The following is a 13,168-nucleotide window of genomic DNA, read 5'->3' as shown; positions in this document are numbered from 1 at the left end:
CTTCATGTGGAGCGCCGGGCAGGCCTTGCACCTGCATCTCCCCGCAGGAAGCGGGACGTCTTTCCTTGGACCACCAACGCACTGCGTCCGGGCCGGTTTTCCCTTTCGGGTCCCTGCCGTTCGCTGTGTGATGATCATAGCCCAGTCGGGCCGGACTCCTCAACCTCAGTGGTCCGCCACCGACTCGAACCGCCAGCGATGCACGGCCCGGATCACCAACTCCGGGCAGGGTTCGGGCAGTTCAGGCAGCTCGGCGTCGTACGGCGCGTCCCACCAGGTGATGACCAGCACCCGGTCCTGCGGCGCACGGAAGGTCTCGCGCCGCAACGGCTCCCCGACCGGCGCCTGCGCCCGCACCCAGGCGAGCAGCTCCGCGCCCCGCCCGTCGGCGGCTCGGGCCTCCCACATCAGCGCGACGGTCACGAGTAGAGGTTCTCCTTGCTGACCTCGTGCACATGGTCGTGGTCGTGGGTGCGGCCCGGGACATGCGGGTCCGTCACCGGCAGCGAGGAGTCGGCCGACAGGTCCCAGCTGGAGGCGGACCGATTGCGGGCGACCATCTCGGCGCCCAGCGCGGCCACCATCGCGCCGTTGTCCGTGCACAGCTTGGGGCGCGGGACGCGCAGGCGGATGCCGGCCGCCTCGCAGCGCTCCTGCGCCAGGGCGCGCAGCCGGGAGTTGGCCGCGACACCGCCGCCGATCATCAGGTGGTCGACGCCCTCGTCCTTGCAGGCGCGGACGGCCTTGCGGGTGAGGACGTCGACGACGGCCTCCTGGAAGGACGCGGCCACGTCGCGGACCGGGACCTCCTCGCCGGCCGCGCGCCTGGCCTCGATCCAGCGGGCCACGGCCGTCTTCAGACCGGAGAAGGAGAAGTCGTAGGCGGGGTCGCGCGGGCCGGTCAGGCCGCGCGGGAAGGTGATCGCCGCGGGGTCGCCCTCGCGGGCGTACCGGTCGATGACCGGGCCGCCGGGGAAGCCCAGGTTCAGCACCCGGGCGATCTTGTCGAAGGCCTCGCCGGCCGCGTCGTCGATGGTCGAGCCCAACGGGCGGACGTCGGAGGTGATGTCCGCGGAGAGCAGGAGCGAGCTGTGGCCGCCGCTCACCAGCAGGGCCATCGTCGGCTCGGGCAGCGGGCCGTGCTCCAGCTGGTCGACACAGATGTGCGAGGCCAGGTGGTTGACGCCGTACAGGGGCTTGCCGAGGGCGTAGGCGTAGGCCTTGGCCGCCGAGACGCCGACGAGCAGGGCACCGGCCAGGCCGGGGCCCGCGGTGACCGCGATGCCGTCGAGGTCCTTCGCGCTGACGCCCGCCTCCTTCAGCGCGCGGTCGATGGTGGGGACCATCGCCTCCAGGTGGGCGCGGGAGGCGACCTCCGGGACGACGCCGCCGAAGCGGGCGTGTTCGTCGACGCTGGAGGCGACGGCGTCCGCCAGCAGGGTCGTGCCGTGGACGATGCCGACCCCGGTCTCGTCGCAGGAGGTCTCGATGCCGAGTACGAGAGGCTCGTCGCGTGAGTCAGCCATGATTCTTCTCTTCGGTTGCTTGGTCGGTGGTCAGGCGCATCACCAGGGCGTCCACATTGCCCGGCTGGTAGTAGCCGCGCCGGAAGCCGATGGGCTCGAAGCCGTAGCGCTCGTAGAGCTTCTGGGCGGGGATGTTGTCGACCCGGCACTCCAGCAGCACCTCGTGGCACTCGAACGCGGTCGCCGCGCGCAGCAGCTCGGTGAGCAGCCGCCCGCCGAGGCCGGTGCCCTGGTGGCCACGGGCCACGGCGATGGTCTGCACGTCGGCCTGGTCGCCGGAGGAGGCGAGGCCCGCGTACCCCACGATCCGTTCCTCCCCCTCGGCGACCAGGTAGCGGCGGGTCGCCTCGGGGCCCCTGGCGTGGGCCAGTTCGGACCAGAACATGCCCCGCGACCAGGCGTCCTCGGGGAACAGGTCCTTCTCCAGCTCAAGGACCCGGTCGATGTCCCACCAGCGCATCTCGCGCAGTCGCACGGTCACTTCGGGGTGACCACCTTGTAGTTCTTGGGGACCTGGGCGTCCGGTCGGCGCAGATACAGCGGCCGGGGCGCCGGCAGCTGCTCGCCGGCCGCGAGTCTCTCGGCGGCCAGCGAGGCGAGCGCGGCGGCGGAGACGTGCTCGGGTTCGTGGACGCGCGGGAACGTGTCCGGGTAGAGCAGCGCGCCCGCGCCGACCGCCGGCAGGTCCGCGACCTGCTCGGCGATGTCGGCCGGCCGGTCCACGGCGGGGTCGGTCAGCCGGGTGCGGGAGTCGGCGTACCGCGCCCAGTAGACCTCCTTGCGCCGGGCGTCGGTCGCCACGACGAAGGGGCCCTTCTCGATGTCGGCGGCGTAGGCGAGGCCGTCCAGCGTGCACAGGCCGTGCACCGGGACGCCGAGCGCGAGGCCGAAGGTGTCGGCGGTCATGAGGCCGACGCGCAGGCCCGTGTAGGGGCCGGGCCCGGTGCCGACGACGATGGCGGTGACGGCGTCCAGTCCGAGCCCGGCCTCGGTGAGCACACGGTCCACGGCCGGCAGCAGCAGCTCTCCGTGCCGGCGCGCGTCCACCTGGCTCGACGAGGCGATGACGTCCGTGCCGTCGTGCAGCGCGACGGTGACGGCGGGTGTTGCGGTATCCAGAGCGAGCAAGAGCACGCGAACAGCCTACGGCGCCGTGGGGCCTGTGTCGGAAATCCCGACGTACGCCCGCATCGCCGTCCGGGGCGGACGGTCACCGACTGCTACGGTCTGTACGAAGTACGACATATGGCGCGAGGCGGAGGTGAGCGCGGGTGGCAGGGACCAGCTCGGGGATCGTGGCCGGCCTCGCCGTGGCTGCCCTCGGCGCCGTCGGCTTCCTCGGCTACCAGGCCCGCGCGACCGTACCGGCGAGCCTGGCCGGCACGACCGCCGCGAGCGCGTCCCCCTCGACGACCGCCGGCGGCGCCCCGCGCGACCACCACTCGACGGCGCTGCCGAGCGCGTCCGGCACGGGTGAACGGGTCGTGTACTCGCTGGACGACGACCGGGTCTGGCTGGTCGACCGCACCGACCAGGTGGAGCGCACCTACCGGGTCGACCCGGGCAGCGTGGATCCGGTGCCCGGCACGTACTGGGTCCATTCCCGCTCCAGCGCGGTCACCGGCACCGACGGCACCCCCGTCGAGCACGTCGTGCGGTTCACCGAGGTGGACGGGGTGGCGATCGGCTTCAGCGCGGCGGTGAGCACGGCGCCCGGCCCCGTGGCCGAACCGGACGCGCGGACCGGGGGGATCCGGGAGACGCGGGCCGACGGGGAGGCGATGTGGGAGTTCGCGACGATCGGGGTGCGGGTGTTCGTCATCCGTTAGGCGGCGGCTCGGGGGCGTTGGACGGCGGCTCGGGGGCCGTCAAGCGGCTGCCCGGGGGTGCCGCGGCGGGTCGTCGGCCGTCTGCGGGGCCACGGTGGCCGCTCGCGCCCCCGCCGGGCGCTCGGGGGGCTGCGGGGGCCTGGAGATCGTCTCCGCCGCCGCGCATGCCGCGAGCAGGTCGCGTACGGACACCCCGGCGGACACCGCGGGCCGGGACTCTTCCGTGGGGCGGGAATCGGTCATGGACGCCTCCTGAGGTGCGGGGGCGGCGTAGTTAGGCACACCTAACCACGGGCTGGATACCATGTGACCACGCCCGGGACGTCCGGCGCAATATCTTGCCGACGGCCTGTCGGAATCCTGATGCCGGTCAGGCGGTGAGCGTCTCCAGGCCGGCCTCGGCCCAGCGCCCGCCCAGCCCGGTCAGCGTCACCTGCCGCACCTCGTCGGCGCCCGGGTGTTCGGGGGTGTCCCCCGGGGCCGCGGTACCGACGGCGCGGTGGATGACGACCTGGAGGCGGTCCTCGGTCAGCTCCTCGACCTTGCCCTCGCCCCACTCCACGACGACCACCGAGTCGGGCAGCGAGACATCGAGGTCCAGGTCCTCCATCTCGTCCAGGCCGCCGCCGAGCCGGTAGGCGTCGACGTGCACCAGGGGCGCGCCGCCGCCGAGGGAGGGGTGCACCCGGGCGATCACGAAGGTCGGCGAGGTGACCGCGCCGCGCACGCCGAGGCCCTCGCCGAGCCCGCGGGTCAGCGTGGTCTTGCCGGCGCCCAGCTCACCGCTGAGCATCACCAGATCGCCCGCGCGCAGCAGCTTGGCCAGCCTGCGGCCCAGCTCCCGCATCTGCTCGGGCGAGGTGATCGTCAGCCGGGTCTCAGCGGGGTTCCGCGGTGCTGCTGCTGGTGCTTCCATAGCCCATAACCGTAGCCCCTGCGGGCACCGCGCCCGCGCGGGTGAGCAGGTCGGCGAGACGGTCGGTGACCACTTCCGGGTGTTCCAGCATCACGAGGTGCCCGGCGTCCGGAACGAGGACCAGCTCGGCGTCGGGCAGCAGGTCGGCGATGACCTCGCTGTGCTCGCTGGGCGTGACCAGGTCCTGGACGCCGGCCAGCACGAGCACCGGCATCGGGCGGAAGGAGGCGAGCGCCTCGGTCTTGTCGTGGTCGGTGAAGGCCGGGTAGAACTCGGCGACCACGTCGATCGGCGTGGACTCGATCATCCGCTCGGCGAACCGCTCGACGGCCGGGTCGACGTCCCGCCCGGCGAACGAGTACCGCTTGATGATCCCGGCGAACAGATCGGCGGTGGCCCGGCGGCCCTTCTCGACCAGCTCCGCCTGCTGTCCGAGCGCCTTCAGCACTCCGGGCAGGATCCGGCGCACCGCGTTGACGCCGACGAGCGGCAGCCCGAAATCGACCTCGCCGAGCCGCCCGGACGACGTGCCGACGAAGGCGGTGGCGACGACCCGGTCCCGGATCAGCTCGGGGTACTGGGCGGCGAGGGCCATCATGGTCATGCCGCCCATCGAGTGCCCGACCAGCACGATCGGCCCGTCCGGCACGGCGGTGTCGAGGACGGCCTTCAGATCGCGGCCGAGCCGGTCGATGGTGACCGGCGCCCGGTCCCGGCTCTGGGCCGTGCCCCGCCCGGACCGGCCGTGGCTGCGCTGGTCCCAGTGCACGGTCCGCACGACCCCGCGCAGGGCCGCCCGCTGGAAGTGCCAGGAGTCCTGGTTGAGGCAGTAGCCGTGGCTGAAGACGACGGTGACCGGGGCGGGAGCCTTGCGGCCGAACAGCCTTCGCCTGCGCGGGGAGACGTTCGGGCCGAGGTCGGGCTCGACCTCGTCGACCTCGTAGTACAGCTCGGCGCCGTCGTCGGCGTACGCCTTGCCCGGGGTGCCGCGCAGGGTGCCGTAGGGGCCCGCCGAGTCCAGCGCCAGCCGGGCCTTGCGGCGCATCCCGCGGCCCACCGTCATCCGCTCTATGGCGACACCGGCCGCCGCGCCCGCGGCGAGCACGCCTATCGCGGCACCGGCGATGCCGGTCGCCCTGCGCCAGCTCCCGGCCGCCCCCGCGGCGGAGGCGGCGGCCGCCGAGGCGACGACGTCCGCCACGGCCTCCGCACTGCTCTCGCTCACGTACCGCTCCTCTCCGCCGTACTGCAGTTCGCCTGGGTGGTGATACGGATGAATCCGATGGTGCCGGTAGGACGGGTGCCGAGGGCGCCGGTGTGACTGGTGTTACAGGGTGACCCCGGTCGCTCTCGCACAGCTACCCGAGTTCTTCCCCGTTCACATAGACGCGAGGAACCCGGGTGCCGATGCGTGTGACGATTTCGTAGGCGATCGTGCCGCAGGCCTGCGCCCAGTCCTCGGCGGTGGGCTCACCGCGGTCGCCGGGCCCGAACAGCACGGCCTCGCTGCCCACCTCGGGCTCGTCCCCACCGAGGTCCACCACGAACTGGTCCATGGCGACCCGCCCGGCGACCGTGCGCCACTTGCCGTCGACCAGCACGGGACCGGTGCCGGAGGCGTGCCGGGGGATGCCGTCCGCGTAACCGACCGGCACCAGGCCGAGGGTGGTCGCGCCGGGCGTGACGTAGTGGTGGCCGTAGCTGACGCCGTGCCCGCCCGGAACATGCTTGACCAGGGCCAGCGAGGCGCTGAGCGTCATCACCGGACGCAGCCCGAAGTCGGCCGGCAGGCCCAGCTCCGGGCTCGGCGAGACGCCGTACACGGCGATGCCCGTACGGACGAGGTCGAAGTGGGTCTCGGGAAGGGTGAGCGCGGCGGGCGAGTTGGCGATGTGCCGCACCTCGGGGCGTACGCCCCGATCCTCGGCGTAGGCCACCATCTCCCGGAACCGGGTCGTCTGAGCGGCGATGGAGGGATGCCCGGGTTCGTCGGCGCACGCGAAGTGCGACCACAGGCCGGTGATCCGGACCAGCCCCTCGGCCTCGGCGCGCAGGGCCGCGTCCACCAGCTCGGCCCAGTCCGGGCCCGGTTGGCAGCCGCCCCGGCCGAGCCCGGTGTCGGCCTTGAGCTGCACGCGCGCGGTGCGCCCGGCCTCGCGGGCTGCCAGGGCGACCTCGCGCAGGGCCCACATCCCGCTCAGGGACACGTCGAGGTCGGCCTCGATCGCCTGCCGCCAGGGGCCGCCCGGCACCCACAGCCAGCACAGGATCCGGCCCGGCAGCCCGGCCGCGCGCAGCGCGAGGGCCTCCTCGGGCGTGGCCGTGCCGAGCCAGGTCGCGCCCGCCGCGAGGGCGGCGCGGGCGCACGGCACGGCCCCGTGGCCGTAGCCGTCGGACTTGACGACGGCCATCACGGCAGCGCCGGACGTCCGGGCACACAGAGCACGCACATTGGCCCGCAGGGCGCCCAGGTCGATCTCGGCACGGGCGCGCGCGGGGGTGGTCGGCACAGTCGCAGTCTCACTCATCGCGCCCCCAGTCTCTCAGAGGGCCCCCCGGGCCCCGGTCACCGTCTCAGGTACCCGGCCGCCGCCCCCACACATAGACGCGGTCGCCCTTCTTCAGCACGTCCCACAGCTTGCGCGCGTCACCGAGCTTCAGATTGACACAGCCCCAGGAGCCGATCGTGGTGTAGATGCTGCCGTAGACGGCGTGGAAGGCCTCGCCGCCGTCGAAGAACTGGGCGTACGGCATGGGCTCGTTGTAGAGGGTCGACACATGGTTCTTGTGCCGCCAGTAGACCTTGTGCCAGCCCTTGCGCGTGAGGTGGCCCGTGCGTCCGCTGCGCATGGGCACCGGCCCGAACACCACATCGGAGTCCTCCTGCACCCAGGTGAGCTGACGGTCCAGATCGACGCAGGCGACCTTGTACGAGCGGACGGGGCACTTCTTGGCGGCGTTCGGGTTCTTCCTCGCCGAGATGAGCATCATGGACGACCAGGTGACGGGGCCGGCGAACCCGATGGCGGGCTTGATCTTGTGCTTGACCTGGAAGGCGCGGATCGCCTCGCAGTCGGCGGTGGACTGCTTCCCGTCGGCCTTCAGCTTCAGCCAGCGCTCCACCTGCCGCTGATAGGGCCCGGCCTGCTTGCTGCAGCTCACCTTGGCGACGGCGTCGGCGAGCGGCACGTACTCGATGAGGTCGTACGCCCCCGGCGCCGCGTCCCTCGGCTCCACGGCGTCCTCCTGCGCGGTCGGGGTGTACACCTCCGGCGGCAGCGCCTGGTCGGGCGTGTCGATCTGCCAGGGCTGGTCGGGCCCGAGGGGGACGCCGGGGACCAGGTCGAGGTCGGGGGCGGGGGCCGGGGCCGGGGCGGGGGGCGCGGGGGCCCGGGGCACCGCGTGGGCGGTCGCGGGGAGGGCGGTCACGGTGGCGAGCAGTACGGCGACGCCTCGGAACACGATTCGTCTACTGATCATGCAATCAGCCAAACGTGTGGCTCCGCCGGATCAGCGGCGCCGCGCGGGTGGGTCACCCGAGGGGTGGAGGCGGTTGCCCCCAGGGGGCCGGAACGGCTCTTCGTTCGTCCGCTGCGCCGTCGTGGCTGGTGCAGCCCCGCCCAGCCATCGCACCGGCCCCCACAAAGCACTCAGGCCCGAACGTCCCTCCACGCCTCGGGAATCAGCGCCGCCACGTCGTGCGCCCCCGCCGGTGCCCCGTCCGCCGCGAAGCGGCCCGCCAGGCCGTGGAGGTACGCCGCCGCGCTGCCCGCGTCCCGCGCGGACAGGCCCGCGGCCAGCAGGGATCCCGCGAGCCCCGAGAGCACGTCCCCGCTTCCCGCCGTGGCCAGCCAGGACGTCCCCGTGGGGTTGACCCGCACGGCCCCGCCCGCCGCGTCGGCGACCAGCGTCGTGGACCCCTTCAGCAGCACCGTCGCCCGGTACACCGCCGCCAGCTCCCGCACCGCGGCGAGCCGGGCCCGTTCGACCTCCTCCCGCCGTACCCCGAGCAGCGCGGCGGCCTCCCCCGCGTGAGGGGTCATCAGCGTCGGCGCCGTACGCCCGCGCACCGCGTCCCGTTCGGCCAGCCGCAGCCCGTCCGCGTCGAGGAGCACGGGCACGTCCGTCGCCAGCACCTCGGCCACGGTCGCCGCGTCGTCCCCGGCGCCCGGCCCGACCACCCAGGCCTGTACGCGCCCCGCCTTCGCCGGCCCCAGATCGGACACGAGCGTCTCCGGGAAGCGGGCGACGACCGCCTCCCCCGCGGGCCCGACGTACCGTACGGCCCCCGCCCCGCCGCGCAGCGCCCCGGAGACGGCGAGCACGGCGGCGCCCGGATAGCGCGCGGATCCGGCGGCGATGCCCACGACCCCGCGCCGGTACTTGTCGCTCTCCGCGGCCGGCACCGGCAACAGCTGGGCCACGTCGGCGTGTTGCAGGGCCTGCAGCTCGCCCTCTACGGGCAGTTCGAGACCGATGTCGACGAGCCGTACCACCCCGGCGTACTCCCGCGCGGGATCGATCAGCAGGCCGGGCTTGTAGGTGCCGAAGGTGACGGTGAGGTCGGCCCGGACCGCGGCTCCTCGCACCTCCCCGGTGTCGGCCTCGACCCCGCTGGGCAGGTCCACGGCCACCACGGCGGCACGGGTGTGCCGGACGGCCCGGGCCAGGGCCTCGGCCTCGGGCCGCAGCCCGCCCTTGCCGCCGATCCCGACGATCCCGTCCACGACGAGGTCGGCCCGCTCCACGAGTTCCTCGGCGCGGTCGGCCGGGGCGGCCCTGCCGCCCGCCCGCAGCAGCGCGTCCAGCCCGCCGCCGTGCGCCCGCTCGGGCGAGAGCAGTACGGCGGTGACCCCGGCGCCGCGCCGGGCCAGCCGCGCCCCCGCGTACAGCGCGTCTCCGCCGTTGTCCCCGCTCCCGACGAGCAGCACCACCCGACTGCCGTACACCCGGCCGAGCAACTCGGCGCAGGCCGCGGCCAGCCCCGCGGCGGCCCGCTGCATCAGCGCGCCCTCCGGCAGCCGTGCCATCAGGGCCCGTTCGGCCGCCCGCACCGTCTCCACGCTGTACGCACTCCGCATGGCACCGAGTCTGCCCCGCGACCCCCGCCGCCCACACCCCGGGCGCCGCCGCTCAGCCCTCGGCGACCACCACGGCCGAGGCGACGCCCGCGTCATGGCTGAGCGAGACGTGCCAGGAGCGCACGCCCAGTTCCGCGGCCCGCGCGGCCACGGTGCCCGTCACCCGCAGCCGGGGCTGCCCGCTGCCCTCGACGTACACCTCGGCGTCGGTCCAGTGCAGTCCGGGCGGCGCCCCCAACGCCTTGGCCAGCGCCTCCTTGGCGGCGAACCGGGCCGCGAGCGAGGCGATCCCGCGCCGCTCCCCGCTGGGCAGCAGCAGTTCCCGCTCCACGAACAGCCGCTCGGCCATCCCGGGCGTCCGCTCCAGCGACGCGCGAAAGCGGTCGATCTCGGCGACATCGATCCCCACTCCGATGATGCTCATGCCGGGCAGCCTACGGTCGGACCCGTCCCACCTGCCGAAACCCCCTGCCGAGCCGCGTACGTGCCGCCTACGCTCCCACTCATGACGTCCCAGGCTTATCTCTCCGACCTGTTCTCGCTGGACGGCCGTGTCGCCGTGGTGACCGGAGGCAGCTCCGGCATCGGCCGGGCCATCACCGGGGCGCTGGCCCGAGCCGGCGCGAGCGTGGTGATCGTGGCCCGCACCGAGCGGCAACTGGAGGAGACCGTCCAAGAGTTGACCGCCGAGGGCTGCCGGGCCGCCTGGGTCGCGGCCGATCTGGGCACCCGCGACGGTGTGCGCGGGGCGGCCGAGGAGGCGGCCGGTGTCTTCGGCGAGCCCGACATCCTCGTCAACTGCGCCGGGATCAATGTGCGCCCGCCGATGGGCGAGCTGGGCGAGGACGTGTGGGACACCACCATGGCCGTGAACCTGGACGCGCCGTTCCTGCTGGGGCAGCGGTTCGGGCCCGGCATGGCGGAGCGGGGCTTCGGCCGGATCATCCACATCAGCTCCCAGCAGGCCCACCGCGCCTTCGTGAAGAGCGGGGCCTACGGCGTCTCCAAGGGTGCGCTGGAGTCGCTGGCCCGCTCGCAGGCCGAGGCCTGGTCGCCGTACGGCGTCACCGCCAACACCCTGGTGCCGGGCTTCGTGATGACCGCGCTCAACCGGCAGTTGTCCTCCGACCCGGAGAAGGTGGCGGCGCTGGCCGCGCGCACGATGACCGGACGCAACGGTCTCGCCGAGGACTTCGAGGGTGCGGCCGTCTTCCTCGCGAGCCGCGCCTCCGCCTATGTGACGGGCCAGTCGATCCGTGTCGACGGGGGCTTCTCGGTCCACTGAGCAAAAGCGGGCCCAGGGCCACCCCAAGATCACGGCAAATTCCCGGCACCAGTAGTCTTCCCCGCGACCGGTGCCCCGCCCTGCGACGGGGCACTATCGCACGTAACGGGAGGACACAGTCTTGAAGTTGAAGTCTCTGGGCACCGCGCTCACCACCGCCGCCCTCATCGGCACGGCCCTCACCGGCGTCGTCGCCACCGCCGGCACCGCCGCCGCGGCCAACCCGCCGCAGGACTGCAGCAGGTCGATCGTGAACGTGCCGGCCAAGGAGACCGTCAACGTCCGCACCTCGCCGAAGACGACCGCCACGGCCATCGGCATCTGGGGCAAGGGCAAGAAGGGCGGCCTGTGCAACGACGGCAAGGCCTACAAGGGCGGCTCGTACAAGGCCTGCGGCAAGACCAGCAACATGTGGCTGTACGGCGGCGACAAGAAGACCGGCTGGGTCCCCGCGACCTGCATCAAGTGGTAGCCGGCTGACCGGTCGGCAAGGGGCGGACGGCGGTGTGCCGTTCGCCCCTTCTCCTGTTCCCCTTCTTCTGTTCCCCTTCTCCTATTCCACCGTCACGGACTTCGCCAGGTTCCGCGGCTGGTCCACCTCGTTGCCGCGGGCGGTGGCCAGTTCGCAGGCAAAGACCTGGAGGGGGACCGTCGCCACCAGCGGCTGCAGCAGGGTCGGGGTGGCCGGGACACGGATCAGGTGGTCGGCGTAGGGGACGACCGCCTCGTCGCCCTCCTCGGCGATCACGATCGTGCGCGCCCCGCGGGCCCGGATCTCCTGGATGTTGGAGACGATCTTGTCGTGCAGTACCGAGCGTCCGCGCGCGGACGGTACGACGACCACCACCGGCACGTCCTCCTCGATCAGCGCGATCGGACCGTGCTTCAGCTCGCCCGCCGCGAAGCCCTCGGCGTGCATGTAGGCGAGTTCCTTGAGCTTCAGGGCGCCTTCCAGGGCCACCGGGTAGCCCACGTGCCGGCCGAGGAACAGCACCGTGTTCTTCGACGCGAGCGTGCGGGCCAGGGCCCGTACCGGCTCCATCGTCTCCAGGACCCGCTCGACCTCCACCGAGATCCTGGAGAGGTCCTTGATGACGGCCTGGATCTCGTCGCCCCACTTGGTGCCCCGGACCTGGCCCAGATACAGCGCCACCAGGTAGCAGGCCACCAGCTGGGTCAGGAACGCCTTGGTGGAGGCGACGGCGACCTCCGGACCGGCGTGCGTGTACAGCACGGCGTCCGACTCGCGCGGGATGGTCGAGCCGTTGGTGTTGCAGATGGCGAGCACCTTCGAGCCCTGCTCGCGGGCGTGGCGCAGCGCCATCAGGGTGTCCATGGTCTCGCCGGACTGGGAGATGGCGATCACCAGGGAGCGGCCGTCCAGGATCGGGTCCCGGTAGCGGAACTCGCTGGCCAGCTCCACCTCGCAGGGGATGCGCGTCCAGTGCTCGATGGCGTATTTGGCGATCAGCCCGGCGTGGAAGGCCGTACCGCAGGCGACGATGACGACCTTGTCGATCTCGCGCAGCTCGGACGGGGAGATCCGGACCTCGTCCAGGGTGAGGGAACCGGACGGGTCGATGCGGCCGAGCAGCGTGTCGGCGACCGCCTTGGGCTGCTCGGCGATCTCCTTGAGCATGAAGTAGTCGTAGCCGCCCTTCTCGGCGGCGGAGGCGTCCCAGTCCACGTGGTAGCGGTGCACCTCGGCCGGGCGGCCGTCGAAGCCCGTCACCGTGACGCCGTCCCGGCGCAGCTGAACGACCTGGTCCTGGCCCAGTTCGATCGCCGAGCGGGTGTGGGCGATGAACGCGGCGACGTCCGAGGCGAGGAACGCCTCGCCCTCACCGACGCCGACCACGAGCGGCGAGTTGCGGCGGGCGCCCACGACCACGTCCGGCTCGTCGGCGTGCACCGCGACCAGCGTGAACGCGCCCTCCAGCCGCCGGCACACCAGCCGCATGGCCTCCGCCAGGTCGGCGGTCGCCGAGAACTCCTCGGCGAGCAGATGGGCGACGACCTCGGTGTCCGTCTCGGAGGTCAGCTCGTGGCCGCGCTCGGCGAGTTCGCCGCGCAGGACCGCGAAGTTCTCGATGATGCCGTTGTGGACGACGGCGACCCGGCCCGCGTTGTCGAGATGGGGGTGGGCGTTGGCGTCCGTGGGGCCGCCGTGCGTGGCCCAGCGGGTGTGGCCGATGCCGGTGGCCCCCGTCGGCAGCGGCCGTTCGACCAGTTCCTTCTCCAGGTTGACCAGCTTGCCGGCCTTCTTCGCCGCCGCCAGCCCGCCGTCGGCGAGCACGGCGACGCCCGCCGAGTCGTAACCCCGGTACTCCAGTCGCTTCAGTCCGGCCATCACCACATCGAGCGCCGACTGCGACCCTACGTATCCCACGATTCCGCACATGAGCCGCAGCCTACGACTCAATCGGCGCCGGAAAACGCTTCATCCTGCCCGAATTCAGAAATTCCCACAGCCATACGAACGGCCGACGGGCCCGGAACTCGCGCCGGCGGCGCGGCAACGCGCGGAGCGC

Annotated in this window: 15 protein-coding genes; 3 read left to right on the top strand and 12 right to left on the bottom strand. The window is 73.0% G+C overall.

Going from position 1 to position 13,168, the window contains the following annotated elements:
* Positions 1 to 165: 165 nt before the first annotated feature.
* The 4 genes from AQI95_RS07935 to tsaB are packed head-to-tail and all read right to left on the bottom strand — an operon-like array spanning position 166 to position 2,660.
* The gene (locus AQI95_RS07935) at positions 166 to 423 is read right to left on the bottom strand and encodes a hypothetical protein (protein WP_067119525.1); all 258 of its coding nucleotides are present in this window, start codon (positions 421 to 423) and stop codon (positions 166 to 168) included.
* Complete coding sequence (tsaD, locus tag AQI95_RS07930) at positions 420 to 1,526, bottom strand: tRNA (adenosine(37)-N6)-threonylcarbamoyltransferase complex transferase subunit TsaD (RefSeq protein ID WP_067119522.1); 1,107 nt, start codon at positions 1,524 to 1,526, stop codon at positions 420 to 422. Before tsaD ends, AQI95_RS07935 begins: the two co-directional genes overlap by 4 nt.
* Entirely contained in the window at positions 1,519 to 1,986 is a 468-nt protein-coding gene (gene rimI / locus AQI95_RS07925) for a ribosomal protein S18-alanine N-acetyltransferase (protein WP_067120394.1), read from the bottom strand. Before rimI ends, tsaD begins: the two co-directional genes overlap by 8 nt.
* A 17-nt stretch (positions 1,987 to 2,003) precedes the next feature.
* A complete protein-coding gene (gene tsaB, locus AQI95_RS07920; protein ID WP_067119519.1) occupies positions 2,004 to 2,660 on the bottom strand; it encodes a tRNA (adenosine(37)-N6)-threonylcarbamoyltransferase complex dimerization subunit type 1 TsaB in 657 nt (218 codons plus the stop codon).
* Between the two features lie 137 nt (positions 2,661 to 2,797).
* Here tsaB and AQI95_RS07915 point away from each other — a divergent pair, with 137 nt between their 5' ends.
* Positions 2,798 to 3,355, top strand: coding sequence for a hypothetical protein (locus AQI95_RS07915; protein WP_067119517.1), 558 nt, complete (start codon positions 2,798 to 2,800; stop codon positions 3,353 to 3,355).
* Between the two features lie 39 nt (positions 3,356 to 3,394).
* Here the strand turns inward: AQI95_RS07915 and AQI95_RS07910 are convergent, their stop codons facing one another.
* The 7 genes from AQI95_RS07910 to AQI95_RS07880 form a co-directional block, all read right to left on the bottom strand.
* A complete protein-coding gene (locus AQI95_RS07910) occupies positions 3,395 to 3,598 on the bottom strand; it encodes a hypothetical protein (protein WP_107121572.1) in 204 nt (67 codons plus the stop codon).
* Between the two features lie 127 nt (positions 3,599 to 3,725).
* Entirely contained in the window at positions 3,726 to 4,271 is a 546-nt protein-coding gene (gene tsaE, locus AQI95_RS07905) for a tRNA (adenosine(37)-N6)-threonylcarbamoyltransferase complex ATPase subunit type 1 TsaE (protein WP_067119510.1), read from the bottom strand.
* A complete protein-coding gene (locus AQI95_RS07900) occupies positions 4,234 to 5,496 on the bottom strand; it encodes an alpha/beta fold hydrolase (protein WP_067119508.1) in 1,263 nt (420 codons plus the stop codon). The genes tsaE and AQI95_RS07900 overlap by 38 nt, the downstream gene beginning before the upstream one ends.
* 133 nt (positions 5,497 to 5,629) lie before the next feature.
* Positions 5,630 to 6,799, bottom strand: a complete 1,170-nt coding sequence (gene alr, locus AQI95_RS07895; protein ID WP_067119505.1) for an alanine racemase — start codon at positions 6,797 to 6,799, stop codon at positions 5,630 to 5,632.
* Positions 6,800 to 6,845: 46 nt separating this feature from the next.
* Positions 6,846 to 7,751 (bottom strand): L,D-transpeptidase family protein, encoded by a 906-nt coding sequence (locus AQI95_RS07890; RefSeq protein ID WP_067119502.1) that lies wholly within the window; start codon positions 7,749 to 7,751, stop codon positions 6,846 to 6,848.
* A gap of 170 nt (positions 7,752 to 7,921) precedes the next feature.
* Complete coding sequence (locus AQI95_RS07885; RefSeq protein WP_079071123.1) at positions 7,922 to 9,352, bottom strand: NAD(P)H-hydrate dehydratase; 1,431 nt, start codon at positions 9,350 to 9,352, stop codon at positions 7,922 to 7,924.
* Between the two features lie 52 nt (positions 9,353 to 9,404).
* Positions 9,405 to 9,776, bottom strand: a complete 372-nt coding sequence (locus tag AQI95_RS07880; RefSeq protein WP_067119496.1) for a holo-ACP synthase — start codon at positions 9,774 to 9,776, stop codon at positions 9,405 to 9,407.
* 81 nt (positions 9,777 to 9,857) lie between these two features.
* Here AQI95_RS07880 and AQI95_RS07875 point away from each other — a divergent pair, with 81 nt between their 5' ends.
* Together AQI95_RS07875 and AQI95_RS07870 are read left to right on the top strand one after the other, a co-directional pair.
* Positions 9,858 to 10,637, top strand: coding sequence for an SDR family NAD(P)-dependent oxidoreductase (locus AQI95_RS07875; RefSeq protein ID WP_067119493.1), 780 nt, complete (start codon positions 9,858 to 9,860; stop codon positions 10,635 to 10,637).
* 121 nt (positions 10,638 to 10,758) lie between these two features.
* Positions 10,759 to 11,109: a hypothetical protein gene (locus AQI95_RS07870; protein WP_067119490.1), complete on the top strand. Its 351-nt coding sequence runs from the start codon at positions 10,759 to 10,761 to the stop codon at positions 11,107 to 11,109.
* Between the two features lie 81 nt (positions 11,110 to 11,190).
* Here the strand turns inward: AQI95_RS07870 and glmS are convergent, their stop codons facing one another.
* Positions 11,191 to 13,038 (bottom strand): glutamine--fructose-6-phosphate transaminase (isomerizing), encoded by a 1,848-nt coding sequence (glmS, locus tag AQI95_RS07865; RefSeq protein ID WP_079071122.1) that lies wholly within the window; start codon positions 13,036 to 13,038, stop codon positions 11,191 to 11,193.
* Positions 13,039 to 13,168: the final 130 nt, after the last annotated feature.

Origin of the sequence: Streptomyces yokosukanensis, assembly GCF_001514035.1 — a bacterium.
In the GTDB taxonomy this organism is placed as follows: Bacteria; Actinomycetota; Actinomycetes; order Streptomycetales; family Streptomycetaceae; genus Streptomyces; species Streptomyces yokosukanensis.
The sequence above is the reverse complement of the archived record's forward strand: the minus strand, read 5'-3'. Positions and strand labels throughout refer to the sequence as shown.